Here is a 25,427-nt window from a genome sequence, read left to right on the forward strand (position 1 = left end):
CAAAACCCCTTCGGGCCAAAAGTGTTACCCATGTCTCCGATATAAACCGTAACCTATGTGTCCGGAATGGACCTGAAGTTGTTGGCGATCCCGACAGGATTCGAACCTGTGACCATCGGCTTAGAAGGCCGGTGCTCTATCCAGCTGAGCTACGGGACCGCTGGCCGGCATTTGATATCTTGGCCGGCTGGTGTCTATGTGCCAGGCGCTGACCGCCGGTCAATGCGTCCAGGGTATCCTGCGGTCATAGCGGAAATTTTCCGCATAGGAAATCTGCCGGCGCTTGGTCTCTTTCGGCTCCTCGACACGGAAGGCCAGCCCCTGCTTTTCGGCATAGGCCACCGCTTCTTCCCTGGTGTCGAAGGTCAGCCTGATCTGGCTCAGCATGTCGCCCGATGTGGTGTAGCCCATCAGCGGGTCGATCTTCTTGCGTTGGGCGGGATCGAATTCCAGCACCCAATGGCCGGTCTTGGCCTTGCCGGACTGCATCGCGGTTTTGGCTGGGCTGAAAATTCGCGCGGACATGGGCACCTCGTAGCTGCGTTGGCGGTAGCGCCGCCTTATTTCAGTCAATACTGTGCAACACTGCCGACGGCAAGGCCGAAGCGGCCTGCAACCAGGCCGCTTCGGCAGCGGCATCGGCCCGATACACTGGCGTAGCATCAAAAGTCATGGTCATGATGGCGACACAAAGAGGCATGGACGCAGGGATTTTGCACGCCGAGGCCGACAGCCAAGCGATTTTCGACGGCGCGATCGTGATCGGCGCCGGGGCAGCCGGCTTGACCGCAGCCCATGCGCTGCTCAAGACCGGCGTGCCTGTGATGGTGTTGGAAAAGGAAGCCCGGCTGGCCGAGCCATGGCACGGGCGGCACGAGCGACTGCATCTCAACACGCATCGCGACCTTTCGGCGCTGCCGGGCGTTTCCTTTCCTGCCGGCACCCCTGCCTTCCGCACCGAAACACCATCATCGGCCATTTGAACGAATTCCACGCCATGCACCGGCTGCCGGTCGAGTTCGGCATCGCGGTCGAGGAGATTGGCTTCGAGGGCGACCACTGGCTTGTGCGGACCAGTGCCGGGCCGCGGCTGGCGCGCCATGTCGTCATCGCCACCGGGCGCGACCGGCAGCCCTTCATCCCGGCCTGGAAAGGCATGAAGGCCTTTGCCGGACGCATCATCCATTCGGCCGCATTCGGTAACGCCAAGGCCTATGCGGGCAAGAAAGTGCTGGTCGTCGGCGCCGGCAATTCCGGCTTCGACGTGCTCAATCACCTGGTGGCAGCCGACGCGGGACAGATCTGGCTGTCGGCGCGCAACGGTCCGGCACTGCTGCCCAAGCGCCTCGGCCAGATCGCCGTCCACCGATTTTCGCCGATCCTGGCGCGGCTGCCGTTCAAGCTCGCCGATGCGGTGATGGCGGCGACGCAGCGATGGGCCTTCGGCGACCTCACGGCCTACGGCCTGCCGCCGACGCCTTCGGGCGGCGCAAGCCGGCTGGCGTCGGATTATACCGCCATCGCCACCGATGACGGCGCCGTCGATGCCATCAAGGACCGCAGGATCATCGTGCTGCCAACCGTGCGGGAATTTACCGGCGACACGGTCGTTTTCGACGATGGCGCGACGATCCAGCCCGATATCGTCATCGCCGCGACCGGCTACCGCACCGGGCTCGAGGCCATGCTGGGCAAGCTCGGCGTGCTCGACCAAAAGGGCGTGCCGCTGTTCAACGGCGCCGACAGCGACCCGAAACTGCCGGGCCTGTGGTTCACCGGCATGCGGCCAAGCATCCGTGGCTGCTTCGCCAATGCTCGCATCCAGGCCAAGGCGATCGCAGCCAGGATTGCGCGGGAGCGCATACCGCCAAGCCCCGTTTGATGTTTTAGGGGTTGCGCGACAGGGTCCGGAACCGTATACGCCGCAGGGCCTCGGAGTGTAGCGCAGCCTGGTAGCGCATCTGGTTTGGGACCAGAGGGTCGGGAGTTCGAATCTCTCCACTCCGACCATTTTTTCCCACAAAGCCAGTCCTTGCCCAAGGTATCACTCCCAAGGTCGCCAATGGCTGCCTCGCCGGTAGCGCATGGCGGCACGCATTGCCCAAGCAGCAGCCGCTCGCCGATCGGACCCTACATTGGAACACCAGTTCGCTCCGAGAGTTGTGTATGTTCAACCCAAGGAGCAAACAATGAAAACCCTTCTCATCACCTCGATGATCGCGTTCGCCGGAACGGCGGCTTTGATCGCACCGGCGCAAGCCGCCAGTCTGACTATCCAGTCCGATGACGACGATCAATATTCGTCCGACGATGGCGATATACAGATTCTTCGCCATCACCAGCGCCACAAAGACTATAGCGACGACTATGGCGACGACTACAGCGACAACCAGGATGGCCAATGGCGGCGCCACCATCGCCATCACCGCTGCCATATCGAACTGGTCAGGCACTGGCGCCATCACCACAGGGTCGTCGAAGAGGTCAGGGTCTGCGGCTGATCCGATCGCTTTAGACCTGCTACGGCCGAGTTTGGCGACCGGAGCACCAATCTGACCTAAAGCGCGTCTCATTTGAACGGACTCACGCGACGCGCTTGAGGTCTTGTTTGATGCATGTTTGATGCATGCGGTTCTCTCAAAACCGGGGCCACTTGAGCGACATGCATCAGGCGCCCGTGTCATCGAACAGCATCCCTTCGGCGGGTTTGGCTGAAAATCGACGCAGGGATAATCCCCTCGCTTCCACCTCTATCGCCGGTCTAAAAGCGCGTCGCGCTGAAACGTATCCAGGCGACGCGCTTTGATTTTTGTTTTGATGCATGTCGTTCTCTCAAAACCGGGACCACTTTTGAGCGACATGCATTAGACTCCGGGCAAGGGGAGATTCTGGATGCTTGGTCTCGAGGCATGGCTTTCGCTGATTGGCCCTGCCTACTTCGCTTACATCCGCATCACGGTTCCGTTCGTCGTCGTCTGGGCCATTATCTGTGCAGCCCTGTGGATCTGGAACAACCGGCCGAGCAAGAGGCAAGGCCGTCCCCGGTCGTGGCCCGCCAGCGTGCTGTTCTTTGTCGTCGTCGTCGCGTGCTACGTGGCAGCGCATACGGTGGTCTATCTGCTGGTCCGGTATCTGGCGGCGTTGTGGCTATAGGGCACCCTCCCGGACACTCCGGTGACTGCTCTACGAAGGTAAGCTCGCCGGGCGAGAACCCCAATCATCACTCCCGGCGAGCCTACAACCCGATCAGGAACGCGACCAGGACCGGGGTCAGCCGGCAAGTTCCCAGGTGCAAGACGGATGCCAGATAATGTTTCCCGAAATGGGACAGCGGCCCTCATGCGGCGGTGGGCACGGAGAGATCGAGTGTATTCATTCGAACACGCTGTCGTCGCTGTAGAGGAAATCCTGCGGAAACGCATGTTCGCAGCTCGCGCTCTGGTCGGGCTGCCGTACCTGATTACGGCTGCCAAGGATCGATGACAGGCACGCCGGCCGCATGGAATGGCGCCGTGTCACGCGAGGCGAGATGAAAGCCGTTTGCGGAGGCGATTGCCGCGATGTAGCCGTCGGGCACAGGAAACCCCTTGCCGGCTGCCCTCGCCTTCACTGCAAGTCGGGCATAGTGCCGGGCCGCCTCGGTATCGAAAGGCAGGATGCGCCGCTCAAACACGGCGCACACACCGGCGAAGGTTTCAGCGAGCGCAGCCTTGCGACGACCCGCCGGCATGGCCTCGATGCCGAACAGCACTTCGGCGAGCGTCACACTGGAGAGGTAAAGCGTTTCCTCGGCCTGGTTATCAAGCCAGGCCAACACAGCTTGATGCGGTTCGGGCTTCATGGCCTCCGAAACGACATTGGTATCGAGGAGGATCATTCGAACCCCAGCGGTTCGGCCGGCGCCTTGTCGCGAGCCTGCTCCAGAACCTCCACGTCTTCATTGGTCAGCCCGGCGCGTCGGGCAATGTCTGCCAGAACGGAGCCGAGTTTCACACGGCCGTCCGGCCGCACCGCGTTTTCCAGAATGTCGCGTATCTCGGCCTCGGTGCTGCGACCGTGCAAGGCCGCCCGTATACGCAGAGCTCGGTGGGTCGCTTCCGGAAGATTTCGGACGGTCACTGCAGGCATTGATATCGCTCCGATGTCATTGATTGAAAGTATCATATTGTTTCAGGTGATGTCACCATGCATGTTTTGAAAACGTCGCACGGGCGGGATCGACAATCGCCGTCCAGGGAATTGCAGCAGGATCTAAACCTCGAACTCGCCCTGCCCTTCGTCCATTGCGCTGACGGTTTCGGCGGCGAGCGCCCTGGTGATCGGCGTCTTGCGCTCGAGCGCGGTGCGGTCGAGGCGCTCGACCACGCGCATGGCGGTGGCCAGCGAGCGCTCGATGCGGCGCACCAGATATTGCACGACATGCGGCTCGACCTCGACCTGGCGGTCGGCGAAGAGTTTGGTGATGACACCGGCCAGAAGCAAATCGTCCGGCTCATGGATCTCGACGGTTGCCGCCGCCTTCAGCCGCGAGGCAAGATCGGGCAACGTCACCCTCCAGGCGGCGGGGAAGCGCCGCGCCGTCAACAGCAAGGTGGCCCCGGCGCCGCGCACTTCATTGATGAGATGGAACAGGCCCGCCTGGTCGATGGCTGTCTTGTCGACATCGTCGATCAGCGCGGGCCTGCCGCCAAGCCCGGTGATGGCATTGCCGATGCGCTGGGCATCGACCGCCACAGCGTTGGCCCGCGCCTGCCAGATCGAGCCCAGATGTGTCTTGCCGGAACCGGCCGGGCCAGCGAGCACGATCACCGGCGACGGCCAGTCCGGCCAGCGATCGACAAGGGCTGCCGCCTCGCGGTTGGTGGCCGACACCACCAGTTCGTCGCGCGAGTAGCCGGTGCCGTGGCCAAGGTCGAGCGGCAGTTGGCGCGGCGGTTCGGTCTTATGATCCGTCACGTTCAGCCGCGCGGCGACCGGTGGCCGCCGCCGCGAGCAGCGGGCAGCGGCGGGACGGGCTCGGTGGAGTGTCCCTTGTAGAGCGGCGATTCGAGATAGCGGGCAATGGCAAACCGCACCAGCACGGCAACCGCCGCCGAAGCAGGAACGGCAATCAAAAGGCCGACGAAGCCGAACAGGGCGCCGAAAGCGAACAGCGCAAACATCAGCCAGACCGGGTGCAGGCCGACGCTTTTTCCGACCAATCTGGGCTGCAGGATGTTGCCTTCGATGAACTGGCCGATGAAGAACACCACGGCGACAGCAACGATCATGGTCCAGTCCGGCCAGAACTGGACGAAGGCGACGCCGACGGCCAGGACCAGTCCGGTCAGCGAGCCGACATAAGGGATGAACGAGATCAGCCCGGCGAAGAGGCCGATGAGGATGGCGAAATTCAGCCCGGTCAGCGTCAGGCCGGTGGCATACATGCCGCCGAGCACCAGGCACAGCGTGCCCTGGCCGCGCACGAAGCCGGCGGTCGCGGTGTTGATGTCCCTGGAGATCGCCCTGACCGTCCCGACATAATCGCGCGGCACCCAGCTGTCGACGACCGCCACCATGCGATCCCAGTCGAGCAGCATGTAGAAAGCGACAACCGGAGTGACCACGAACAGGCTGACCACCGACACCAGAGCAACGCCGGAACTCCAGATCGAGGTGAAGACGGTGCTCAGCAAGCCGAAACCGGAAGTGAGCAGCGAATTCAGCCCGTCGCGCAGGCCATTGGCATTGACGCCGAATTTCTGCTCCAGCCATTTGGGATCGAAGCTGGTGATCAGCGACTGCAGCCGGGTCAGATATTCCGGCAGCTTGCTGGCGAAATCGGCCATCTGCGTGGCCAGAACCGGAACCAGGATGACGAAGGCCAGCACCAAAAGGACGATGAAGGCGATCAGGATGACCACCGTCGCCATCAGCCGGGAGAGGCCGAGGCGCTGCAGCCGGTCGGCGACCGGGTCGAGGAAATAGGCCAGCACCATGCCGGCAACGAACGGCAACAGGATGCTGGAAAAAATGTAGAGGAACAGCGCCAGGAAGATTGCCGTGCCCAGCCAGAAGAAAATCTGGCGGCGAAACGCCAGGGACGCAGCCGCGTCTGCTAACGCGGCATTCTTGTCAACTACCCGGGGTGGAGCCTTCGCCATAGCCGCTCATATGCCTCAGCCAAGCCACGAGATAGGCCGCGGCCGAAGCCACGGTCAAGACCCCGGACAGCAATATGAGCGCAGGCCTGAGCGGGTCGAGGTGGAGGCCAAGGGCAAGTTCGCCCAGCACCACGGCGCCAGCACGATCTGGGCGGCGGTGTTGGCCTACGACACATAGAGCGGCTTCATCTCGACCGGATGCGCCATGACCGTGGACAAAAGCACGGCGCAGATGATCAGCGCATCGCGTGACACCATGGTCACCACCAGCCACAGCGGCAATTGCCCGATGAAGCCCATGACCACGAACACCGAGACCAGAAGCACCTTGTCGGCCATCGGATCGAGATAGGCGCCGAGTTCGAATGCTGGTTGAAGCGGCGGGCGATGAAGCCGTCGACGCCATCGGCAATTCCGGCAACGAGAAATCCGGCAAAGGCCCAGTCCCAGCGCATGTTCAGCATCGCCAGCACCAGCACGAAGCGCAGGATGGTGATGAGGTTGGGAATGGTCAAAGGCATGTCCCGCCATGCTTGTTCTGCAGATCGATGATGGAGATGGATTGTGGCTGCAAGGACCAGCGGTGAAGGGGCGACTGTCCACGTATTTATCTTGGGCAAAAGCCCGGTATCCTGTCGTCATCCTTGCCCCCCGAAACCATTCATGCGAAGAGCCGCCGAGGGAAACAGGGATGCGCCGACGATGAGCAAGGGCGACCGGGCCAAGCGCAAGAACGGGCTCACCTATGCCGAGGCGGGCGTCGACATCGATGCCGGCAACCTCATGGTCGAGAAGATCAAGCCGCTGGTGCGCGCGACGCGCCGGCCGGGCGCCGATGGCGAGATCGGCGGTTTTGGCGGCCTGTTCGACCTCAAGGCGGCGGGTTTCACGGATCCGGTGCTGGTTGCCGCCAATGACGGCGTCGGCACCAAGCTGAAGATCGCCATCGATGCCGGCAAGCACGACACGATCGGCATCGACCTCGTCGCCATGTGCGTCAACGACATCGTCGTGCAGGGCGCCGAGCCACTGTTCTTCCTCGACTATTTCGCCACCGGCAAGCTCGACCCCGACCAGGGGGCGGCAATCGTCGGCGGCATAGCAATCGGCTGCCGACAGGCCGGCTGCGCGCTGATCGGCGGCGAGACCGCCGAAATGCCCGGCATGTATAACGACAAGGATTACGACCTTGCCGGTTTCGCCGTCGGTGCTGCCGAACGCGGCCAGTTGCTGCCGACCGACGATATCGTCGAAGGCGACGTGCTGCTTGGGCTGGCTTCCTCGGGCCTGCATTCGAATGGCTTTTCACTGGTGCGCCGCATCGTTGGCGTCAGCGGGCTTGCCTGGAGCGATCCGGCGCCGTTCAACGATGAGGCGACGCTGGCCGAGGCACTGCTCGAGCCGACCCGCATCTATGTGAAGTCGGTCCTCAAGGCCATCCGCAACACGCATGGCATCAAGGCGCTGGCCCACATCACCGGCGGCGGCTTCCCTGAAAACATCCCGCGCGTCCTGCCGAAGGACTTTTCCGCCGAGCTCGATCTCAATGCGATCGATGTGCCGCCGGTGTTTTCCTGGCTGGCGAAGACTGGCGGCGTGGCGCCGGAGGAGATGATGCGCACCTTCAACTGCGGCATCGGCATGATCCTCGTCGTCGCCTCCGGCCAGGCGGCACAGGTCGCAGCCGTGCTGCAGGAGGCCGGCGAGACTGTGACGCCGATCGGCCGCATCGTTCCGCGCCGCGACGCCGGCGTCATCTATCGGGGCTCGATCGGCCTATGAGCAGGAAACGCACGGTTGTTCTGATCTCGGGACGCGGCTCGAACATGACGGCGCTGATCGCGGCGGCGAGCGACCCGGCCTATCCCGCCGAGATCGTCGGCGTCATCTCCGACCGAGCCAACGCCGCCGGCCTCGGCATCGCGGCCGCGCGCGGTATCCCGACCAAGGTCATCGTGCGCGCCGACCATGCCAGCAAGGAAGCCCATGATGCGGCGATCGACGCCGCGCTGATTGCATTCAACGCCGAGATCGTGGCGCTGGCCGGCTATCTGCGCATCCTGTCCCGCAGCCTGGTCGAGAAGTGGCAGGGGCGCATGATCAACATCCACCCTGCCCTGCTGCCGGCCTTCAAGGGCCTGGATACCCATGCACGGGCATTGCGCGCCGGCATGCGTATCCATGGCTGCACGGTGCATTTCGTTACGCCTGAGATGGATGACGGCCCGATCATCGCGCAAGCCGCGGTGCCGGTGATGGTCGGCGACAATGAGGACACACTGGCCGCCCGCGTTCTGAAAGCCGAGCACCGGCTCTACGCGCTGGCGCTCGGCCTCGTCGCCGACGGCAAGGCGCGCATGGAAGGCGGCCGCACTGTGCTGGCGCATTTCGCTGACGATGCCGAAAACGGAACTTCGGTGGTGATGGCCCCCGACCCGCTGCGCGAAGAGCGCGATCTCGAACATCTGGCGCGGATCACGCCGTAGGCCGACATGGCGACACCGAGACAATTGCTCCTGCTGCGCCACGCCAAGTCGAGCTGGGACGACCCGGCGCTTGCTGATTTCGACCGGCCGCTCGGGCCGCGCGGGCTGAAGACGGCGCCGCTGATGGGGCGCGAACTGGCCCGGCGCAGTTGGCTGCCTGACCTGGCGCTGGTGTCGCCGGCGCTGCGTACGCGCGAGACATGGCGGCTGGTCTCGGCGGAACTGTCGGCGAGCGTAACGGTGGAGTTCGCCGAGGCGCTTTTCGAAGCCACGGCTGGCGACATTCTGGCCGAGCTGCAGCAGGCAGTCGCATCGGCTAGCTGTCTCCTGGTGCTCGGCCATAATCCCGGCCTGGAGGACTTTGCCCGCCGGCTCGCCGGTCCGCGATCGGGTGTGGCTGCTCTCAGGAAACTTGAAGAGAAATTCCCGACCGGCGCCCTTGCCCGCTTTGTCATCGACGGCGACTGGGCGGATCTCGGCTTCGGCGCGGCCCGGTTGACGCATTGCATCAAGCCGAAGGATCTAAGCTAGACCAAGCTGCCTAACGGGCTAGCCGCAGGTGACAGCCGCAAACCGTGTTTTGAAAAGACCACGGTCAAACAAGGAGATAGGACCAATTGCTGGCGGATTGATTCAAGATCTTTGCGGCCCCGAGTCGATTGCATAAAAACAAGAGCGGTGGGCCGGGCCCACCGCTCTTTGTGGTCGTAGATTTCTCAGAAAATCAACGACCCCAGATGCCCTGGCCGGATTCCGGCTGGTTCGAGTCGCCCTTGATCGTGAAATCGCCGAGGCTGGCCGGCTTGCGGATCGAGGCGGTATAATTGTGATCGATGTTGCCGGCGGGCGCTGTTACACCAGGCTGGTTGACGCTGTCGGAGCCGTAGTGGTCGCTGCCTGCGAAAGCGGTGCCGGTGGCAAGGAGGATGGCAGCAGCGGTAAATGCGATCTGCCATTGCCAATCACAAAAATGTGCGAACCGAACCGTTCGGTTCGGTGTGGGAAGGCGCGAAATGGCGTAGTTGTTGCTATATTCTATTCTCTATGCGGCTCCGACCTCGCAACGCCCCTCGTTGCGTTACCCTTGCAACTCAAAAGGTCGTGAAGCCCAGTACGTCGCGCATGTCGTATTCGCGGGGCGGCCGGACGGCGACCCAGCGTGCTGCCGCAATGGCGCCGCGCGCGAACATCGAGCGGTCGCCGGCTGAATGCGAGAGCGTAAGCGTTTCGCCCTCACCGAGGAAGCTCACGCTGTGCTCGCCGACGATGCTGCCGCCGCGCAGCACGGCAAAGCCGATCTCGCCGGCAGGGCGTGGACCTGTAACGCCGTCGCGGATGCGTTTCGCCACATCGTCCAGCCTGACGCCATGTCCGCGAGCGGCCGCCTCGCCCAGCATCAGCGCCGTGCCCGACGGTGCGTCGACCTTCATGCGGTGATGCGCTTCCAGGATCTCGATGTCGGCGGCGGGACCAAGTGCTCGCGCCGCCTGTTCGACCAGCCCAGCCAGCATGTTGAGCCCCAGCGAGTAGCTGCCTGAGCGAACGATGGCGACGGACTTCGAAGCAGCAGCGATGGCAGCGAGATCGGCCGGCTCGAAGCCGGTCGAGCCGATGACCAGCGCCGGGCCGCCGCGGGCCGCGCAAGCTTGTGCAAGATCGACGGAGGCCGAAGGCGTGGTGAAATCGATGACGACATCCGCAAGCGCCAGTGCTTCGTCGCGCTCGACCAGCCCCTCGCCGGCGCTGCCCGGCCTGTGAAAGCGGGCGACGAGCGCCAGCCTGGGATCGGTCTCGACGGCATCGACTATCTCCCTGCCCATGCGGCCGAGCGCACCGGCTATGGCTATCTTCAACAGATGCCGCATGGCGGCTTTCACTGGAAATGCGAGTCACAACAATGATCTACCATGCCGCCCTGCCAGATTGATTCAGCCGGCGCCATGCGTCTTGAGCATCATGCCGGCGATCTCCTTGACCAGCTTGGCGGCAACCAGCGCGGTGAGATTGGAGACGTCCTGGCTTGCATTGTATTCGACGACATCGGCGCTGACGATGGGCTGGTCGATCCGCTGGATCAGGTTGATCACTTGCCGGGTTGTAAGACCACCGGGTTCGCGGTGCGACACGCCCGGCGCACAAGCCGGGTCGAGGCCGTCCAGATCGACCGAGAGATAGACCGGCGTCTTGAGATCGAGCTGCAGGTCCTCGCTGAAATGCCGCGCCTCGATCATTTCGACGCCGAAGCGCTTGAGCTGGTCACGAAGTTCATCATTGAGGGTGCGCAAGCCGATCTGGATCAGCCGGTCGGCCAGCCCCTCCTCCAGGATGCGCGCGAAGGACGAGGTGTGCGATCGCCTGTTGCCCTGATAGGCATCGTAGATGTCGGGATGGGCGTCGATCTGGACGATCGTTAGCCTGGCATGGCGGCGGCGCACGGCACGCAGCACCGGCCAGGCGATGGCATGATCGCCGCCGAGGCTGATCAACGGGTGGCCGGCATCCAGCGCGCGGCCGACCTCGGCCTCGATTCGCTCCCACGGATCGCCGGCGCCTGAAAAGTCGATGTCGCCGTGGTCGACGAAATTGTCCGCCACATCGAAGCCGGTTTCGCTCCACGAGCTGTGGGCGTCGCTTTTGAGTTCGCGCCGGATCAGGGCCGGCGCTGCAGCCGCGCCCTTGAGATAGGACGAGTTCTCGTCATGCGGTATTCCCAGAAGCGAAACCCTGGTCATCGGCGTGCGATCTCCGGCAACAGGCCATCTCCCTAAACCCGGCAGCTGGCTGGCGATAGCAGTGCCGCTTGGGCCAGCTGCGAAGGCGATCAGGCGTCACTTCACGATCGCGCCGCCCAGCCTTTGCCTGACGATCGCGATATGGAAATCCGTGCCGTGCAACAGCCCGTCATCGTTGAAGTCGTAGCTGGAATTGTGCAGCGGCGGCGAGGTCTCGCCATTGCCGAGAAACACGAAACAGCCCGGTACGTGATCGAGGAAGCGGGCGAAATCCTCCGAGGCGGTCATCGGCTCCGCCGCGATGCTGGCGGCGCCATCAGCCAGCACGCGCCTTGCGGCGACAAAGGCCGCGTCCACCAGGTCGGCATCGTTCTGCAGCGGCACGAATTCCCTGCTGTAGGTCACGTCGGCGGTGACATTGTAGGCGGCGGCGGTGCCCGCCGCGATGACCCGCATCTGGCGCTCGATCTCGGCGCTGACCTCGGGACGAAAACTGCGGGCGTCACCAAGGATGCGGGCGAGGCCGGGCAATGCGTTGCGGGTGCCGTCGGTGATCAGCTCGGTCACCGAAACCACCGAAATGTCGGCCGGGCTCAGCCTTCGCGAGACGATGGTTTGCAGATTGGTGACCAGCGCGCAGGCGGCGACCAGCGTCTCGTTCCCGGAATGTGGCCGCGCCGCATGGCCGCCGATCCCCTTGAGCACGATCTCGAAATTGTCCTCCGCCGACATGAACGGGCCGGCGCGGGTCTCGAAATGTCCAATGGGCAGGCCCGGCATGTTGTGCAGGCCAAAGATCTCGTCGAAGGGAAATCGCTGCAGCAGCCCGTCGTCCAGCATCGCCATCGCGCCCCTGCCCCATTCCTCGGCGGGCTGGAAGATGAAACGCGCGGTGCCGTCGAAACCGCCCTCGGCGGCGAGCAGCTTTGCCGCGCCGAGCAGCATGGTGGTGTGGCCGTCATGACCGCAGGCATGCATGATGCCGGGGTTCTGCGAGCGATAGGCTGTCGCCGACTGCTCGGTGATGCGCAGCGCATCCATGTCGGCCCTGAGCGCAATCGCCCGGTTGCCGCTGCCGCGCTTCAATGTGCCGACGACGCCGGTGCCGCCGACCCCCTCTGCAACATCGTCCAGCCCGAATTCGCGCAGCTTCGCGGCGACAAAGGCAGCGGTGCGCTTTTCCTCAAAGCCGAACTCGGGGTGCGCGTGCAAATCGCGCCGCCAGCCGGTCATTTCCTGCTTCAGCACATCACGATCGAGCTCAGCCATTTTCTCCCTGACCTATTTTGCAAGCTCACTGGCGACATCAAGCAGGATGTTGGCGCCGGCGACAAGCTCGGCATCTTCAGTGTGTTCGCGCGGATTGTGGCTGATGCCACCGGCGCTCGGCACGAAGATCATTGCCGCCGGCGCGAGGCGGGCCATCATCTGCGCGTCATGGCCGGCGCCCGATGTCATGCGCCTGACGCCGAGACCGCGGTTCTTCGCGGCCGCCTCGATCAGTTCGACGATGCCGATGTCGAATAGCACCGGTTCGAAGCGGGCGAGCCGCTCGACCGAGATCGATACGTTCTCCGAAACCTCAAGCTCCTCGAGATAGGCAGCAAGGGCCGCCTCATGCGCCTGCAGGCGCTGTTCGTCGGGATCGCGCAGGTCGATGGTGAAGACGGCGCGCGCGGGAATGACGTTGATGGCGTTGGGTTCGAAGCGCATCGTGCCGACCGTGGCCACGGTTGGCCCATTTGAAGCCCTGGCCCGATCGTGCAGGAAGGTGATGATGCGGGCGGCGGCGTGGCCGGCGTCGCTGCGCATCGACATCGGCGTGGTGCCGGCATGGTTGGCGGCGCCGTCGATGGTGATGCGCTGCCAGCAAATGCCTTGCAAATTCTCGACCGCGCCGATCGGCACGCCTTCACGCTCCAGCACCGGCCCCTGCTCGATATGAAGTTCGAGATAGGCATGCGGCTTGAGGAAGCCGGGTTCGCGGTCGCCGGCATAGCCGATGCGGGCGAGCTCCTGGCCGAGCACGCTGCCATCCGTGCCGATGGCGGCCAGCACGGCCTCGGCGCTGACGCCACCGGCATGGCATAGCGAGCCCATCATGTCAGGCGTGTAGCGCACGCCTTCCTCATTGGTGAAATTGGCGACCGCGACCGGGCGCGACGGCGAAAAGCCCGAAGCCTGCAGCGTCTCGATCACCTCCAGCCCGGCCAGCACGCCGTAGCAGCCATCATAGATGCCGGCATCGATGACGGTGTCGATATGCGAACCGATGAGCAGTGGCGCCTGCCCGGCATTGTCGGGGCATTGCCAGATGCCGAAAATATTGCCGACCCGGTCGATGGCGACTTCCAGCCTGGCCTGCCTGAGCCAGCCGACAAAGAGGTCACGGCCCTGTTTGTCTGTGTCGGATGCGGCGAGCCGGATCAGCCTATCCTCACTGTCACGGCCAACGGCGCCGAGTTCCCGGATGCGGCGAAGCAGACGCTGTGCATCGATCCCGATCATGGCTATGCCTCGGCCTTCAGCTTGCCGGCCAGCACATCGGCGGGGCTCTGCCCGACCAGCTCGGTATAGCGATGCGGGTCTGTGGCGCCTTCGGTGTTGATCAGCAGCACGCGGGATTTGTCGTCGAGCCCGAGCGCGGCCTTGTGGTCGGCCACCGCCCGGATCAGCCCGGCCAGACCGACGCCGCCGCTTTCGCCCGAGACGATCGCCGGATCGCCGGCACGCGGCCGGGCAAGAAGCCGCATCACTGCAACGGCCTCGTCCTCGTCCACCGTCATGAAGGCGTCGGCAACCCGGGCCAGCACGCGCCAGGCAACTTGCGAGGCCTCGTAGCATTCGAGCATCGCCATCACCGTCGGCTGATCGTGTGCGACCTTGACCACGTGGCCCGCCCGGGCGGCTGCGACAACGCAGGCGGCGCGGGCCGGCTCGACGCCGATGAAGGTCGGCCTGGCGTCACCGAGCACGATGGCGAGATGGCCGGCCAGGGCGGCGGCAATACCGCCGACACCGGCCTGCACGAAGACATGGGTCGGCGGCTGCGGCAACTGGCCCAACGCTTCGCGCACGATCGCCGTATAGCCCTGCATGACCAGACCGGGGATGCGCTCGTAGCCCGGCCAGGAGGTGTCGGACACCACGGTCCAGCCTTGCTCAGCTGAAACCTCGGCGGCCTGCCTGACCGAGTCGTCATAATTGCCGTCGACGCGGATCATCTCGGCGCCATAGCGGGCTATTGCTGCAATGCGCGCCTCGCTGACGCCGGCGTGAACGAAGATTCCCGCTTTCGCGCCAACCAACTGTGCACCTTGCGCGACCGAGCGGCCATGATTGCCGTCGGTGGCGCAAGCTACCGTCATGCCGGCAGCGACCGCCCGAATTTCGGGCCGGTCGAGATCGGCCACGTCGACGGGCCGGCCAAGCGCCCGGCTTGCCTCCTCCAGCACCAGTCGAAAAACGGCATAGGCGCCGCCGAGCGCCTTGAAACTGCCGAGACCGAGGCGAAAGCCTTCATCCTTGATGTTGACGGCGCCGAGGCCGAGTTCGCCGGCCAGCGTCGGCAATGCATGCAACGGAGTTGCCAGGTGATTGTCGCGATGGGCCAGAAACCGCTCGACCGTATCGGCGCCGGCATTCCCCAGCGTTTCGGCATCGACCGGATCGAGCGGCCGGCGGTGCAAGGCATTGCTGTTGAGCAGGAACACGGGTGGCCTCCTTTGGGTGTGACGAAATCATATTGCAGCCGAGGCGCAAATAGCGCTGTTATTGGCGCTTCGAAATGCAAGTTTGTTTCGCCAGGATAGCGCTTTGCCTCGATCGCCTTCGCTCGACAGTTTCGACCTCGCCATCCTTGCCATCCTGCAGCGGGACAACACGACGCCGCAGCGGCTGATCGGCGAAGCCGTCAACCTGTCGGCGCCGGCGGTGCAGCGGCGCATCAAGCGCATGGAACAGTCCGGCGTCATTGCCGGCAACGTCGCTGTCATCAACCCCCTTGTGGTCGGCCAGCCCATCACCATTTTCGTCGAGGTCGAACTGGAGAGCGAACGCTCGGACCTGATCGATGCGGCCAAGCGGCAATTCTCGGCAGAGCCCGAAGTGCAGCAATGCTACTACGTCACCGGCGAGGCCGACTTCATCCTAGTCATCACCGCGGCCGACATGGGGGCCTATGAGGCCCTGACGCGCAGACTGTTCTTCGACAGCAAGAATGTCCGAAAATTCCGCACCTTCGTTGCCATGGACCGTGTCAAGGTGGGGCTGACGGTGCCTCTGCCGGGATAGCCAGTCTCTTTTACGCAATTCCGGACGGAAAACCGCTCACACTTTTCCTGGAATTGCTTTAGCCCGCCGGCCGCAGCCAGACCTTGTTGTCGTGAAAGGCAGCGCCGCCATAAGGTGCCGGCGCATCGGCGCCGGTGAGCACATTGATGCCTTCGCCACGCTCATGGGCGCTGTTTGGCCAGATGCCCTCGGCGATCACCACGCCGCGCTTGAGGCCTTCGAACAGCTTTGCGTGCAGCACCACCTCGCCACGCCGGCTGCCGACCTCGATACGGTCGCCGTCGCCCAATCCAAGCGCGGCGGCATCGTCCGGGTGCACCAGGAGTTCCGGCCGGCCTTCCTTGGCTCTCGACACAGGTGTCTCGGCGAATGTCGAATTGAGAAAGTTGCGCGCCGGCGATGTGGCGAGCCGAAACGGATGCTCGGCGTCCGCCACCTCGATCAGGTCGACATGGTCAGGGAATTCGGGGAGTTCCGCCACCGGCCCGAACAGGCCCATGATTTTCGGCGGCCGGTTGGGCGCCGCCTGCCCGCTCCAATTGGCGCGGAAGTGAAATTTCTTGTCGGCATGGCCGAAACCATCGATGAAATGCGCCGCCTCGAAATCCGGCTGCAGGTCGACCCATTTGTCTTCCTTGAGGCTGGCGAAGGAGCCCAGCCCGCGCTTGCCGAGGATGATGTCGATATGCTGCTGCTCCGTCAGGCCAAAGCCCGGCCGGTCTGCGACGCCGAGACGCTGCGCCAATTGCTCGATGACGAAATGGTTGGTGCGCGGCCCTTCCGGCGGTTCGATCAGCTTGGGACCGAGCGTGATGTGCTGGTTGCCACCGCCCTTGTAGACGTCGTCATGCTCGAGAAACATCGTTGCCGGCAAAACGACATCGGCGAGCTTTGCCGTGTCGGTCATGAACTGCTCGTGCACGCAGGTGAACAGGTCGTCACGCAGGAAACCCTGCTTCACCAGCCGCTGCTCGGGCGCGACATTCACCGGGTTGGTGTTCTGGATCAGCATCGCCGTCACCGGCGGGCCGCCATAGAGCGCGTCCGCTGCACCGGTCAGCACCGGGCCGATACGCGACTGGTCGAGATGGCGAATATTGGAATCGCGCATCGCGGCGCCTTCCAGCACATCCTGGTTGAGCTTGAAGATGCCGGAATTGGAATGGAAGGCACCGCCACCCTCATATTGCCAGGCGCCGGTGACGGCGGCGATGCAGGATGCCGCGTGCATGTTGACCGCGCCGTTGCGCTGGCGGGCAAAGCCATAGCCGAGGCGGAAATAGGTTTTCCTCGTCGTGCCGACGAGGCGTGCGAAAGCCTCGATCTCGGTGACGGCAAGACCGGTGATGGCGGAAGCCCATCCCGGCGTGCGCGTCTCCAGATGCGCTTCCAGCCCCTTCGGATCGTCGGTGTATCTTTCGAGATAGGCGCAGTCGGCCATGCCTTCCCTGAACAGCACATGCATGACCGCGCAGGCCAGCGCGCCATCGGTGCCGGGCTTCAGCACAAGGCCCATATCAGCCTGCTTCATCGTCGCGTTCTCGTAGACGTCGATAACGACGATCCTGGCGCCACGCTCCTTCCGCGCCTTGATGGCGTGGGTCATGACATTGACCTGCGTGACCACGGCATTGGTGCCCCAGATCACCACGCAGTCGGACTTCGCCATCTCGCGCGGATCGGGACCGCGCAAGGCGCCCACTCCCATCATCCAGCCGGTCCAGGCCAGATTGGTGCAGATCGAGCCGAAGAAGCCGGAGTATTTTTTTGCATGGCGCAGCCGGTCGATGCCGTCGCGCTGCACCAGCCCCATCGTGCCGGCATAGTAATAAGGCCAGACGGTCTCGGAGCCGTATTTTTCCTCGGCCGCGATAAATTTCTCGGCGACGAGGTCGAGTGCCGCTTCCCAGCTGGATACCTTCCAGACGCCGTCACCCTTGGCGCCGGCACGCACCAGCGGCTTCAGCAGCCGGTCGGGATGGTGGACACGGTCGGCATAGCGCGCGACCTTGGCGCAGACGACGCCAGCCGTATACGTATTGGACTTGGCGCCTTGGACACGGCCGATGCGATTGCCTTCGAGCAGTTCGACCTCGAGCGCGCAGGTCGACGGGCAATCATGTGGACAGGCGGAGTGGCCGATGCGGAGCTTGGCGTGCTGGTTCATGGGGTCAAACTAACCGTTTATGACGGCGACGTGTAGGGCCAGATGGCACCTCTTCCTTCTCCCCTTGTGGGAGAAGGTGGATCGGCGCACAGCGCCGAGACGGTTGAGGGGTGTTCCAGCGGAGTGAGACGTTGGCGTTCCCTGGAACACCCCTCATCCGACCGAGCTTCGCTCGGCCACCTTCTCCCACAAGGGGAGAAGGGAGGACCGCTCCCTACTGCGCCGTGCCTTCCTCATCCTCGACCGACATGGTTAGCCACTTTCCTCATGGCCGGCCAGCGGCTCGAAGGCGGCGCGGCGCTGGGCTGCACCTCGCTTAGCATGCTGTTAGGCTCATATCTCAAATTCAACTGCGGATATTGGTTTCCTAGGGTATTCATGGAGATGGCTTTGAAGGACCGTATCCATGAAATATCGAAAGCTCGCGGTCGGGCTGGTTCTTGCGGTTGTCGTATTGTCAGGCGCCTTGCTCCTGTTGGGCGGGGCTCTCGCAAGCCTCACCACTTCAATGTTCGGCGCATCTCGTATGATTTCCAAAAGCATGGAGCCTTATGGGGTCGTACTACGAACCCCGTTCAAAGGGGGCAAACGTCTTCCGCCTGAGGCAAAGCCCCTTGAGTGGCGCGTCGTCTTGCCACGAGCGTTCGTGACCATAGAGATAGGCACCAACGGTGCGATTGCCCCGGGAGGACGCAGAGAAAGCCGCTGGTATGAATGGCCCGCGCGAAGAACCTTTTTCATAGATTTTGAGACAGTTATCGACCTCAAGACGGATCAATTGACGCCGGCTGTGTTGTCCGATCCCGCACGGCTTAAGGACAATTTCTTGAATATCACTTTAAGCAACAGTAGCCGCTATCCCAGAGTTAAATCCGATGAATACTGTATCCGCGATGATGATTACGACAGCAGTATCGTGGAAGACGGAATTGCCGATCAGGTGCATCCATGCTCCTCGACGCCAAGGTGCGGCATAAACACGATCGTTGACGGCTGGGACGTCCGACTCATTGTCTCGCGGGCGATCTATAACCAGCCCCAAAAAATGTGTGCCGCCGCTGGGCGCTTTCTTTCAGAACACACAATCAAACGTGACAGCATCCGCTAGCGCGGAGACGGCGCCGCTTTACTCTGCTGTGCCTTCCTCATACTCGGCCGACATGGTCAGCCACTTTTCCTCGTGGCCGGCCAGCTGCTGCGCCAGCTGCGAGCGCTCCTTGGCGAGCCGTGTGGCCGTCGATGGATCCTTTTCATACACCGCCGGGTTGGCGAGTTCGTCCTCGATCAGGTCGATGCGCTTGCGGATGCGGTCCATCAGCGCTTCGGTGGCGCGTATTTCCTTGGCCAGCGGCTCGAAGGCGGCGCGGCGCGCGGCTGCATCGCGGCGGCGATCGGCCTTTGATGCCTTCTCGGCCTCGCGCTTGCCGCGGCGGTCACCCGACACGCCGGTGACCAGCGTCTTGTAGTCCTCCAGGTCGCCGTCATACGGGTTGACCGCGCCATCCTTGACCAGCCACAGCCGGTCGGCGGTCGCTTCCAGCAGATGGCGGTCATGCGAGATCAGGATGACGGCGCCGGGAAACTCGTTCAATGCATGGATCAGCGATTCGCGACTGTCGATGTCGAGATGGTTGGTCGGCTCGTCGAGGATGAACAGGTTCGGCCCCTCGAAAGCCGACAGGCCCATCAGCAGGCGCGCCTTCTCGCCACCCGACAGGTCCTTGGCGGCGGTGTTCATCTTTTCGGTGGTCAGACCGAACTGGGCGACGCGACCACGCACCTTGGATTCCGGCGCTTCCGGCATCAGCCGGCGGACATGCTCATAGGCATTTTCATCCGGGCGTAGGTCGTCGAGCTGATGCTGGGCGAAGATCGCCACTTTCAGGCCCGGCGCGACCGTCATGGTGCCGCTCTCCTGCTTCAGCCGGCCCGACAGAAGCTTGGCGAAGGTCGACTTGCCGTTGCCGTTGGCGCCGAGCAGCGCGATGCGGTCGTCGGCATCGATGCGCAGCGTCATCTTCTTCAGGATCGGCTGGCCCTCGGTGTAGCCGACATTGACGTTGTTCAAGGCAATGATCGGCGAGGCCACCGTTTTCACCGGCTCGGGGAAAGAGAACGGCCGCACCGTGTCGTTCACGAGCGCCGCGATCGGCTTCATCTTCTCCAGCGCCTTGATGCGCGACTGCGCCTGTCTCGCCTTCGAAGCCTTGGCGCGGAAGCGTTCGACGAAGGATTCCATGTGCTTGCGGGCGGCTTCCTGCTTGACGCGGCCCTTCGCCTGCAACTCCTTCTGCTCGGTGTACTGGCGCTCGAACTGGTCGTAGCCGCCGCGCCAGAAGGTCAGCTTCTTCTGGTCGAGATGAACGATGGAATTGACGGCGCGGTTGAGCAGGTCGCGATCGTGCGAGATCAGAAGCACCGTGTGCGGATACTTCGACACGTAGTTTTCCAACCAAAGCGTGCCTTCGAGATCGAGATAGTTGGTCGGCTCGTCGAGCAGCAGAAGGTCGGGCTCGGCAAACAGCACGGCAGCAAGCGCCACGCGCATGCGCCAGCCGCCGGAGAAGGACGAGGCCGGCCGTCTCTGCGCGGCGTCGTCGAAGCCGAGGCCGGCGAGGATGGTGGCCGCGCGGGATTCCGCCGAATGCGCATCGATATCCGCCAGCCGCATATGGATGTCGGCAATGCGGTGCGCGTCGGTGGCGGTCTTTTCCTCCTCGAGCAATGCGGTGCGCTCGAGGTCGGCCTTGAGCACGATTTCGATCAGCGGCTCCTCGGTGCCGGGCGCTTCCTGCGCCACCTGGCCGATGCGGGTGTTCTTGGGCAGGCTGATCGAGCCGGTCTCGGAGGGAAAGTCGCCGGTGATGGCCTTGAACAGCGTGGTCTTGCCGGTGCCGTTGCGGCCGACGAGGCCAGCCTTTGTGCCGGCTGGCAAGGTCAGCGAGGCGTGATCGAGAAGCAAGCGTCCGGCCATGCGGAGCGAAAGATCGTTGATGATAAGCATGCCGGGGCTTTTGCACGGGAGGGCGGCGCTTCGCAAGGGCCTGGGCGCCGGCGGGGGCATAAGGCATGAAAACGGCGCGCCTTAAGCGCGCCGTCCATCACTGCTAACTGCAGACTGACTTTCAGAGGCTGCCTGGTTCAGGCTTTGGGTTTGCGCTTCGTCACCTTGGCCGCGGCGGCCGCAACGGCCGGCTTGCGGCCGAGGCCCGAGGACTTGGCCAGGGCCGAACGGGTCGCGGAGTAGTTCGGCGCCACCATCGGATAGTCCGACGGCAGCCCCCATTTGCCACGATATTCCTCAGGGCTGAGACCATGGTCGGTCATCAGATGGCGCTTCAGCGACTTGAATTTCTTGCCGTCCTCGAGACAGACGATGTGGTCGGGAAACACCGACCGCTTCGGATTGACAGCCGGGTTCAGCGCGGGGCTTTCCACGGCGGCAATGCTGCCCAGCTTGCGCACCGATGCGCTGACGCTGGCGATCAGATCCGGCAGGCCGGACGCAGGGAGAGGATTGTTGCCGACATAGGCCGAGACGATGTCAGCAGTCAGTTCAATAGCGGTCTTGCTGTCGATGGTGTGCAATTCTGTTTCTCCCGCCGGTCATGAAGTTGCCGGCTTTTTTTAAGACTTCTCTTGATGTATCGACCTAGCTGCACCCCCCAACGGGTCGCTAAGTCTCAATAAACGATCAAGAATCGGAACAGGAGGATGTTTCCACAACAGGTTGCAACGTTGCAAATTAGAAAATCTAATACTTGGAAACGGCCGACTTCGCGCCAGCAGATTTGAACTGCACGGACGCCGCAGGTTTGGAGTCGGCCAGTATCTCCAGAATGCGCTTCCAGCGGGCGCACCGGCCGAAATCTTTTTGCTCTATCGCCTTTTCGGCCTTCATGGCGGCATAAAGCGGCGCCTCGGCGCCGAACTCCTTGATCAGCCAGAATGCTTCCTGTCTGGCGAGGCGTTCATCGTCGTCAAGCATCTTCAGCCTCCGAGCGTTCTATGCCCACCGCAATACAGCTGCCGATGACGAGGACCGCACCGGCTATCGCGGTCAGCGTCAGCCTTTCGCCCGAAAATGTCAGCAGCAGCGTCGATGCGATCGGCGTCAGATAGGCGATGACCGCAACCTTGCCGCCGCCTTCAAGCTTCAAGGCGCGCGACCAGAAATAATATCCCAGCCCCATCGGACCGGCACCGAGATAGAGGCCAAGCAGGAGGTGCTCGCTGGATGGCCAGGCTGCGCCGTCGTGAATACACCACAGCAAGGTCAGGCCGACGCCGACCAACGCCGAAGGCAAAAGCAAACGCTCCGACGGTGTGGCCAGGCGGGCGACCGCAATCGAATAGAAGGCCATGCACAGCGCCGAGCCGAAGGCAGCGAGATAGCCTACGATGCTGCCCTGGAGAAAAGGCTGGCCGCGACCACCCGAGATCACCAGCGCCACGCCGACAAAGCCAAGCACGGCAGTCAAACCCAGCAGCGCGGGGCGTTGCCGCTTGCCCAGCACGATGACCGCCGCCGCGACCATCAGCGGCCAGGTGTAGGCGACGAGATTGGCCTCGATCACCGGCATGGAGGCAAAGGCGATGTATTGCAGCACCATGGTGCCGACCAGGCCAATAAAGCCGACCGCGACCGGCGCCAGGGTGCCGTCAGCACCCTTGGCAAAGGCTGCCTCTTGCAGGCCGCTCTTCCGGCTCGCCAGATGGATGACGGCGAACACCAGAGCCGCTCCACAAAATTGCAGCAACTGCACGAGCGACACCGGATGGCTGGCCAGCAGGGATTTGCCGACCAGCGCGTTGGTCGACCACAGGGCGACCGCGCCGGCGGCGAAGACCAGGGCCGATGGCGAGCCGGATCCATCCCGGAATCGGCGCGACGGTGCCTTGTCCTTATCGCCGACCATGATGTTACCGACGGCCAAACCGGTGTCCACTTCTATGCTCTGGCTACCATGATTCCCTTGATCCGCCCGGGACCGGCGCATCGGTCGCCGCCGCAACCGGACGCTCTTCCTCGAAGCGGCGATAGGCCGGCAGCTGGTTCGTCCAGACGTCTTCGGCCAGTTCGTTGACCCATTCGCGATCGTGATCATTGTCGGCTGCGAGATAGAACATGCGATTGTCGTCGACATAAGGCTTGGCCACCGAGCGCTGGTTGAGGACCAGCGTGACGCGCGAGCCGAGCTGGATCGGCGCGGTGCGGTGCAGGACGCCGAGAAACTGGCCGAGCGTGGCGTAGTTCATCTTGTGGTCGATGCGCATGACCTGGTTGCGCGGAATCTCGCGGCCGGATTCAAGGATGGCGCGGCCGGTCTCGGAATCGTCGCAGTAGATTTCGAGATGGCCGCCGACCAGCGGATTGCTGATCGACAGCGGAATGAGTTCGGTGACCGGGACACCGTCGCAATGCCAATCGACGGCGCCGTCCTTGGGATTCATGAAAGTGACGGTCGAGCCGACGATCGACAGCGGATAGGGCTCGAGCTTGGCGCCCATCATGTCGGACAGACGTTCCAGGCGCAGCTTGTCATGCAGCAACTCCTTGATCTCCGGGATAAAACGGTCGGCGCCGGTGATGAAGGTAAGGTCGAGGTGCTTGTGCACGGCGTGGCTGGCCTTGAGCTTCAACGCCGCCTCTTCGATCGCCGCCAGCAGCGCCGGGTCGTAGCCATGCAGATACTGCGCAACGCCGAAACCCGACACTTTCCAGGCCGTCTCATGGCCGATAATGGCTTCTCGGCTCATCGCGTAGCGCAGTTCAGGTATGGTATGGGCGTTCATTCTACTTCTCCAGGATGGGGGCATCACTTGGTAAACTGTCGATTAATTTCCCCACCCCTGTAAAATTAGGAATGCTGGTGCTAGTGTAAGCCCAGCTTAAGGTCGAAACGCGTGCGTCTGCTCAGTCAGGTCAACCTCAATTCGCTGAAGATTGTCGAAAGTGCCGCCCGGCACCGTAACTTCACGCGCGCGGGCGAAGAGCAGTTTATTACTGCTTCCGCCGTCAGCCAGCGCGTTAAAAGCCTCGAGGAACAGCTGCGCTTCAAGATCTTCCAGCGCGGCGGCAATGCGGTGTCGCTGACACCCGAAGGCGAGACCTATGTGTCGCGCGTTCGCGAGGCGCTGGAGCGCATCGTGGCGGCCAGCATGGAGGCGACCGGACAGTCGCAGGCGCATGTGCTGAAGATTTCGGTGCTGCCGACTTTCGCGGCGCGCTGGCTGTTTGCCCGCCTGCCGCTGTTCCAGCGGCAATATCCCGAAATCGAAATGCGGGTCTCGACCTCCTACGCCACCAATGAGTTCGCCACCTCCGAGTTCGACCTCGAGATCCGCTATGGCGACGGCAGCTTTCCCGACCTCAAGGCGGAGCTGCTGTTCAAGGAGGATTTGACGCCGGTGTGCAGCAGGAAGCTGTTCCACGAAGTTCTCGGCGACAGGCCGCCGTCAAAGGTGACGCCGGACGACCTCAGGCATTTCACGCTGCTGCATTCCGACACCTGCACGCAGAACTGGCAGTCGTGGCTGGGTTTTGCCGGCGCGAGTTCCGTGCTCGGCGAGACCAAGAGCATCTATTTCGATTCCTGCATGATGTCCTATGAGGCGGCCAATGCCGGCATGGGCTTTGCAGTCGCCAACCGCGCCTATATGGCGAGCGAGATCCGCGCAGAGAGACTGGTGGCGCCGTTTGCCGTGCATCACCCCAACACCGCCGGCTGGTATTTCGTCTGCCCGGTCACCGCGCCCTACACGCGCAAGGTGGAATTGTTCAAGCAGTGGATCATGGCCGAGGCGGCGCTGACGCAGTGCCAGCTGGACGCCGGGATTGCCGGCGGCCCGGTGCTGCGCAAGGCCATTGCCTGAGGTCGGATTCTTTCCGCGGCCTTGCGGGATTTGCGGCCGTTTCAGCTGGTTTTGCGCAGACGGCACGAGCAGAACCGGCACGAAAACTGCCACCTCATGACGCAGGCGAGAGACTCAGCTATCTTCGGTTGTTGCGGCGGACCTGATATCCGCCTGGCCGGCGCTATCAGCTCACCTCCCAAGCGGCGCCGGCCTTCTTCTCCCGAAGGCTACCTTCAGCCTTGTCGTCCCGCTAAAACGATCATTGCGCCGGCTGATCGCCGCTGGCCGCCGGCTTTGGCGCCGAATCCGTCTGCGGAGTTTGATCGAGCACCGGGGCTTTGGTTGGCTGGATGTCGCCGTCGCAGGCGGCGAGCGCCAAGCTGGCGGCTAGCAGAATCAGAAGCCTCTTCATGGCGACCTCCTAGGTCTGCCCTCTCCTTCGTAAGGCAACGAGGTGGTTCTTCGTAAGGCAACGAGGTGGTTCGGCTTTGGTTGCACGCTCGCAAACGACGCCGCGTCGGCTGGAACCAAACGGCGGCTCTGAGGTTGGTTGCCCAAAGGAGATCGCGCCATGATCCGTCTGCTCATTACCGGCCTTTTCGCTTACGCGACCTATCGCATCGCCAAGGAGATCATCAAGGACGTGCCCGACAATTTCGATCCGTTGCCGGTGCCTGGCGACGAACGCGCCACCTTGCGGCGCCAGTCGGCGGCGACGGGTGTCGCGCCACGGCGATAGGGGCGACTT

General features: G+C 63.2%; 28 protein-coding genes, 2 tRNA genes and 2 pseudogenes. 12 read left to right on the top strand and 20 right to left on the bottom strand.

Annotation, left to right across the window (positions count from 1 at the left end; genetic code table 11):
• Window positions 1–82: 82 nt before the first annotated feature.
• Together NKI61_RS22710 and NKI61_RS22715 are read right to left on the bottom strand one after the other, a co-directional pair.
• Window positions 83–159: transfer RNA gene (locus NKI61_RS22710), tRNA-Arg, on the bottom strand.
• Window positions 160–219: 60 nt separating this feature from the next.
• Entirely contained in the window at window positions 220–525 is a 306-nt protein-coding gene (locus NKI61_RS22715; RefSeq protein WP_023670294.1) for an ETC complex I subunit, read from the bottom strand.
• Between the two features lie 173 nt (window positions 526–698).
• Here NKI61_RS22715 and NKI61_RS22720 point away from each other — a divergent pair.
• The 4 genes and pseudogenes from NKI61_RS22720 (at window position 699) to NKI61_RS22735 (ending at window position 3,153) form a co-directional block, all read left to right on the top strand.
• Window positions 699–1,882: pseudogene (locus tag NKI61_RS22720) on the top strand (flavin-containing monooxygenase).
• Window positions 1,883–1,933: 51 nt separating this feature from the next.
• A tRNA-Pro gene (locus NKI61_RS22725) sits at window positions 1,934–2,010 on the top strand.
• Window positions 2,011–2,189: 179 nt separating this feature from the next.
• Entirely contained in the window at window positions 2,190–2,501 is a 312-nt protein-coding gene (locus NKI61_RS22730; RefSeq protein WP_352840896.1) for a hypothetical protein, read from the top strand.
• Window positions 2,502–2,892: 391 nt separating this feature from the next.
• On the top strand, window positions 2,893–3,153 hold the full coding sequence (locus NKI61_RS22735; protein WP_023689056.1) for a hypothetical protein: 261 nt from the start codon (window positions 2,893–2,895) through the stop codon (window positions 3,151–3,153).
• A 307-nt stretch (window positions 3,154–3,460) separates the two neighbouring features.
• Here NKI61_RS22735 and NKI61_RS22740 read toward each other — a convergent pair whose 3' ends face one another.
• The 5 genes and pseudogenes from NKI61_RS22740 to NKI61_RS22760 all read right to left on the bottom strand — a co-directional run bounded on the left by NKI61_RS22740 (window position 3,461) and on the right by NKI61_RS22760 (window position 6,607).
• Entirely contained in the window at window positions 3,461–3,877 is a 417-nt protein-coding gene (locus tag NKI61_RS22740) for a type II toxin-antitoxin system VapC family toxin (RefSeq protein WP_023695548.1), read from the bottom strand.
• Complete coding sequence (locus NKI61_RS22745) at window positions 3,874–4,128, bottom strand: FitA-like ribbon-helix-helix domain-containing protein (RefSeq protein WP_352840898.1); 255 nt, start codon at window positions 4,126–4,128, stop codon at window positions 3,874–3,876. The genes NKI61_RS22740 and NKI61_RS22745 overlap by 4 nt, the downstream gene beginning before the upstream one ends.
• A gap of 123 nt (window positions 4,129–4,251) precedes the next feature.
• Window positions 4,252–4,956 carry a DnaA regulatory inactivator HdaA gene (hdaA, locus tag NKI61_RS22750; protein ID WP_352543823.1) on the bottom strand — a complete coding sequence of 235 codons (705 nt, stop codon included), beginning with the start codon at window positions 4,954–4,956 and terminating at the stop codon, window positions 4,252–4,254.
• A 2-nt stretch (window positions 4,957–4,958) separates the two neighbouring features.
• Window positions 4,959–6,143, bottom strand: a complete 1,185-nt coding sequence (locus tag NKI61_RS22755) for an AI-2E family transporter (RefSeq protein WP_352543822.1) — start codon at window positions 6,141–6,143, stop codon at window positions 4,959–4,961.
• A pseudogene (locus tag NKI61_RS22760) lies at window positions 6,115–6,607 on the bottom strand (CDP-alcohol phosphatidyltransferase family protein). Before NKI61_RS22760 ends, NKI61_RS22755 begins: the two are co-directional and overlap by 29 nt.
• On the opposite strand from NKI61_RS22760, the gene NKI61_RS22765 reads away from it, so the two are divergent.
• The 4 genes from NKI61_RS22765 to NKI61_RS22780 all read left to right on the top strand — a co-directional run bounded on the left by NKI61_RS22765 (window position 6,509) and on the right by NKI61_RS22780 (window position 9,160).
• Window positions 6,509–6,730: a hypothetical protein gene (locus tag NKI61_RS22765; protein WP_023670284.1), complete on the top strand. Its 222-nt coding sequence runs from the start codon at window positions 6,509–6,511 to the stop codon at window positions 6,728–6,730. The pseudogene NKI61_RS22760 and the gene NKI61_RS22765 overlap by 99 nt on opposite strands.
• A 115-nt stretch (window positions 6,731–6,845) precedes the next feature.
• Window positions 6,846–7,925 (top strand): phosphoribosylformylglycinamidine cyclo-ligase, encoded by a 1,080-nt coding sequence (gene purM / locus NKI61_RS22770; protein WP_352840927.1) that lies wholly within the window; start codon window positions 6,846–6,848, stop codon window positions 7,923–7,925.
• Window positions 7,922–8,629: a phosphoribosylglycinamide formyltransferase gene (purN, locus tag NKI61_RS22775; RefSeq protein WP_352840900.1), complete on the top strand. Its 708-nt coding sequence runs from the start codon at window positions 7,922–7,924 to the stop codon at window positions 8,627–8,629. The genes purM and purN overlap by 4 nt, the downstream gene beginning before the upstream one ends.
• Before the next feature lie 6 nt (window positions 8,630–8,635).
• On the top strand, window positions 8,636–9,160 hold the full coding sequence (locus NKI61_RS22780; RefSeq protein ID WP_023705321.1) for a SixA phosphatase family protein: 525 nt from the start codon (window positions 8,636–8,638) through the stop codon (window positions 9,158–9,160).
• A 193-nt stretch (window positions 9,161–9,353) separates the two neighbouring features.
• On the opposite strand, the gene NKI61_RS22785 is transcribed toward NKI61_RS22780, so the two are convergent.
• From NKI61_RS22785 to NKI61_RS22810, 6 genes are all read right to left on the bottom strand, one after another.
• Window positions 9,354–9,578, bottom strand: a complete 225-nt coding sequence (locus NKI61_RS22785; protein WP_352840928.1) for a DUF680 domain-containing protein — start codon at window positions 9,576–9,578, stop codon at window positions 9,354–9,356.
• A 142-nt stretch (window positions 9,579–9,720) separates the two neighbouring features.
• On the bottom strand, window positions 9,721–10,494 hold the full coding sequence (gene dapB, locus NKI61_RS22790) for a 4-hydroxy-tetrahydrodipicolinate reductase (RefSeq protein WP_352840902.1): 774 nt from the start codon (window positions 10,492–10,494) through the stop codon (window positions 9,721–9,723).
• 63 nt (window positions 10,495–10,557) lie between these two features.
• Window positions 10,558–11,361: an agmatinase gene (gene speB / locus NKI61_RS22795; RefSeq protein WP_352654493.1), complete on the bottom strand. Its 804-nt coding sequence runs from the start codon at window positions 11,359–11,361 to the stop codon at window positions 10,558–10,560.
• Window positions 11,362–11,457: 96 nt separating this feature from the next.
• Window positions 11,458–12,630 carry an amidohydrolase gene (locus tag NKI61_RS22800; protein ID WP_352840904.1) on the bottom strand — a complete coding sequence of 391 codons (1,173 nt, stop codon included), beginning with the start codon at window positions 12,628–12,630 and terminating at the stop codon, window positions 11,458–11,460.
• 12 nt (window positions 12,631–12,642) lie between these two features.
• Window positions 12,643–13,869, bottom strand: a complete 1,227-nt coding sequence (locus NKI61_RS22805; protein WP_352840906.1) for a Zn-dependent hydrolase — start codon at window positions 13,867–13,869, stop codon at window positions 12,643–12,645.
• 2 nt (window positions 13,870–13,871) lie between these two features.
• On the bottom strand, window positions 13,872–15,074 hold the full coding sequence (locus NKI61_RS22810) for a diaminopropionate ammonia-lyase (RefSeq protein ID WP_352840907.1): 1,203 nt from the start codon (window positions 15,072–15,074) through the stop codon (window positions 13,872–13,874).
• A 103-nt stretch (window positions 15,075–15,177) separates the two neighbouring features.
• Here NKI61_RS22810 and NKI61_RS22815 point away from each other — a divergent pair, with 103 nt between their 5' ends.
• On the top strand, window positions 15,178–15,654 hold the full coding sequence (locus tag NKI61_RS22815) for an Lrp/AsnC family transcriptional regulator (RefSeq protein WP_352840908.1): 477 nt from the start codon (window positions 15,178–15,180) through the stop codon (window positions 15,652–15,654).
• A 58-nt stretch (window positions 15,655–15,712) separates the two neighbouring features.
• On the opposite strand, the gene NKI61_RS22820 is transcribed toward NKI61_RS22815, so the two are convergent.
• On the bottom strand, window positions 15,713–17,821 hold the full coding sequence (locus tag NKI61_RS22820; protein ID WP_352840910.1) for a molybdopterin-containing oxidoreductase family protein: 2,109 nt from the start codon (window positions 17,819–17,821) through the stop codon (window positions 15,713–15,715).
• A gap of 406 nt (window positions 17,822–18,227) precedes the next feature.
• Here NKI61_RS22820 and NKI61_RS22825 point away from each other — a divergent pair, with 406 nt between their 5' ends.
• Complete coding sequence (locus NKI61_RS22825; RefSeq protein WP_352840912.1) at window positions 18,228–18,929, top strand: hypothetical protein; 702 nt, start codon at window positions 18,228–18,230, stop codon at window positions 18,927–18,929.
• An 18-nt stretch (window positions 18,930–18,947) separates the two neighbouring features.
• On the opposite strand, the gene NKI61_RS22830 is transcribed toward NKI61_RS22825, so the two are convergent.
• From NKI61_RS22830 to NKI61_RS22850, 5 genes are all read right to left on the bottom strand, one after another.
• Entirely contained in the window at window positions 18,948–20,825 is a 1,878-nt protein-coding gene (locus NKI61_RS22830; RefSeq protein ID WP_352840914.1) for an ABC-F family ATP-binding cassette domain-containing protein, read from the bottom strand.
• 137 nt (window positions 20,826–20,962) lie between these two features.
• The gene (locus tag NKI61_RS22835) at window positions 20,963–21,409 is read right to left on the bottom strand and encodes a Ros/MucR family transcriptional regulator (protein ID WP_352840915.1); all 447 of its coding nucleotides are present in this window, start codon (window positions 21,407–21,409) and stop codon (window positions 20,963–20,965) included.
• A 166-nt stretch (window positions 21,410–21,575) separates the two neighbouring features.
• Window positions 21,576–21,809 carry a hypothetical protein gene (locus NKI61_RS22840; RefSeq protein WP_352840917.1) on the bottom strand — a complete coding sequence of 78 codons (234 nt, stop codon included), beginning with the start codon at window positions 21,807–21,809 and terminating at the stop codon, window positions 21,576–21,578.
• The gene (locus NKI61_RS22845) at window positions 21,802–22,770 is read right to left on the bottom strand and encodes a DMT family transporter (protein WP_352840918.1); all 969 of its coding nucleotides are present in this window, start codon (window positions 22,768–22,770) and stop codon (window positions 21,802–21,804) included. The genes NKI61_RS22840 and NKI61_RS22845 overlap by 8 nt, the downstream gene beginning before the upstream one ends.
• A gap of 13 nt (window positions 22,771–22,783) precedes the next feature.
• A complete protein-coding gene (locus NKI61_RS22850; protein ID WP_023824114.1) occupies window positions 22,784–23,617 on the bottom strand; it encodes a hypothetical protein in 834 nt (277 codons plus the stop codon).
• Window positions 23,618–23,728: 111 nt separating this feature from the next.
• Here NKI61_RS22850 and NKI61_RS22855 point away from each other — a divergent pair, with 111 nt between their 5' ends.
• Window positions 23,729–24,697, top strand: coding sequence for a LysR substrate-binding domain-containing protein (locus NKI61_RS22855; protein ID WP_352840919.1), 969 nt, complete (start codon window positions 23,729–23,731; stop codon window positions 24,695–24,697).
• A gap of 241 nt (window positions 24,698–24,938) precedes the next feature.
• On the opposite strand, the gene NKI61_RS22860 is transcribed toward NKI61_RS22855, so the two are convergent.
• Window positions 24,939–25,091, bottom strand: a complete 153-nt coding sequence (locus tag NKI61_RS22860) for a hypothetical protein (RefSeq protein ID WP_023693936.1) — start codon at window positions 25,089–25,091, stop codon at window positions 24,939–24,941.
• A 159-nt stretch (window positions 25,092–25,250) separates the two neighbouring features.
• Here NKI61_RS22860 and NKI61_RS22865 point away from each other — a divergent pair, with 159 nt between their 5' ends.
• Window positions 25,251–25,418 carry a hypothetical protein gene (locus tag NKI61_RS22865; RefSeq protein WP_023670264.1) on the top strand — a complete coding sequence of 56 codons (168 nt, stop codon included), beginning with the start codon at window positions 25,251–25,253 and terminating at the stop codon, window positions 25,416–25,418.
• The last annotated feature ends 9 nt before the right edge of the window (window positions 25,419–25,427 follow it).

This window comes from Mesorhizobium sp. M0514 (assembly GCF_040321145.1).
Taxonomy (GTDB): Bacteria; Pseudomonadota; Alphaproteobacteria; order Rhizobiales; family Rhizobiaceae; genus Mesorhizobium.

Coding starts and splice junctions, on each gene's coding strand:
- NKI61_RS22735 (WP_023689056.1), top strand. CDS start 2,893: ATGCTTGGTCTCGAGGCATGGCTTTCGCTGATTGGCCCTGCCTACTTC.
- speB (WP_352654493.1), bottom strand. CDS start 11,361: ATGACCAGGGTTTCGCTTCTGGGAATACCGCATGACGAGAACTCGTCC.
- NKI61_RS22820 (WP_352840910.1), bottom strand. CDS start 17,821: ATGAACCAGCACGCCAAGCTCCGCATCGGCCACTCCGCCTGTCCACAT.
- NKI61_RS22715 (WP_023670294.1), bottom strand. CDS start 525: ATGTCCGCGCGAATTTTCAGCCCAGCCAAAACCGCGATGCAGTCCGGC.
- purM (WP_352840927.1), top strand. CDS start 6,846: ATGAGCAAGGGCGACCGGGCCAAGCGCAAGAACGGGCTCACCTATGCC.
- NKI61_RS22825 (WP_352840912.1), top strand. CDS start 18,228: ATGAAATATCGAAAGCTCGCGGTCGGGCTGGTTCTTGCGGTTGTCGTA.
- NKI61_RS22805 (WP_352840906.1), bottom strand. CDS start 13,869: ATGATCGGGATCGATGCACAGCGTCTGCTTCGCCGCATCCGGGAACTC.
- NKI61_RS22850 (WP_023824114.1), bottom strand. CDS start 23,617: ATGAACGCCCATACCATACCTGAACTGCGCTACGCGATGAGCCGAGAA.
- NKI61_RS22740 (WP_023695548.1), bottom strand. CDS start 3,877: ATGATCCTCCTCGATACCAATGTCGTTTCGGAGGCCATGAAGCCCGAA.
- NKI61_RS22860 (WP_023693936.1), bottom strand. CDS start 25,091: ATGAAGAGGCTTCTGATTCTGCTAGCCGCCAGCTTGGCGCTCGCCGCC.
- NKI61_RS22865 (WP_023670264.1), top strand. CDS start 25,251: ATGATCCGTCTGCTCATTACCGGCCTTTTCGCTTACGCGACCTATCGC.
- purN (WP_352840900.1), top strand. CDS start 7,922: ATGAGCAGGAAACGCACGGTTGTTCTGATCTCGGGACGCGGCTCGAAC.
- NKI61_RS22830 (WP_352840914.1), bottom strand. CDS start 20,825: ATGCTTATCATCAACGATCTTTCGCTCCGCATGGCCGGACGCTTGCTT.
- NKI61_RS22755 (WP_352543822.1), bottom strand. CDS start 6,143: ATGGCGAAGGCTCCACCCCGGGTAGTTGACAAGAATGCCGCGTTAGCA.
- NKI61_RS22730 (WP_352840896.1), top strand. CDS start 2,190: ATGAAAACCCTTCTCATCACCTCGATGATCGCGTTCGCCGGAACGGCG.
- NKI61_RS22800 (WP_352840904.1), bottom strand. CDS start 12,630: ATGGCTGAGCTCGATCGTGATGTGCTGAAGCAGGAAATGACCGGCTGG.
- NKI61_RS22745 (WP_352840898.1), bottom strand. CDS start 4,128: ATGCCTGCAGTGACCGTCCGAAATCTTCCGGAAGCGACCCACCGAGCT.
- NKI61_RS22840 (WP_352840917.1), bottom strand. CDS start 21,809: ATGCTTGACGACGATGAACGCCTCGCCAGACAGGAAGCATTCTGGCTG.
- dapB (WP_352840902.1), bottom strand. CDS start 10,494: ATGCGGCATCTGTTGAAGATAGCCATAGCCGGTGCGCTCGGCCGCATG.
- NKI61_RS22780 (WP_023705321.1), top strand. CDS start 8,636: ATGGCGACACCGAGACAATTGCTCCTGCTGCGCCACGCCAAGTCGAGC.
- NKI61_RS22765 (WP_023670284.1), top strand. CDS start 6,509: ATGCTGGTTGAAGCGGCGGGCGATGAAGCCGTCGACGCCATCGGCAAT.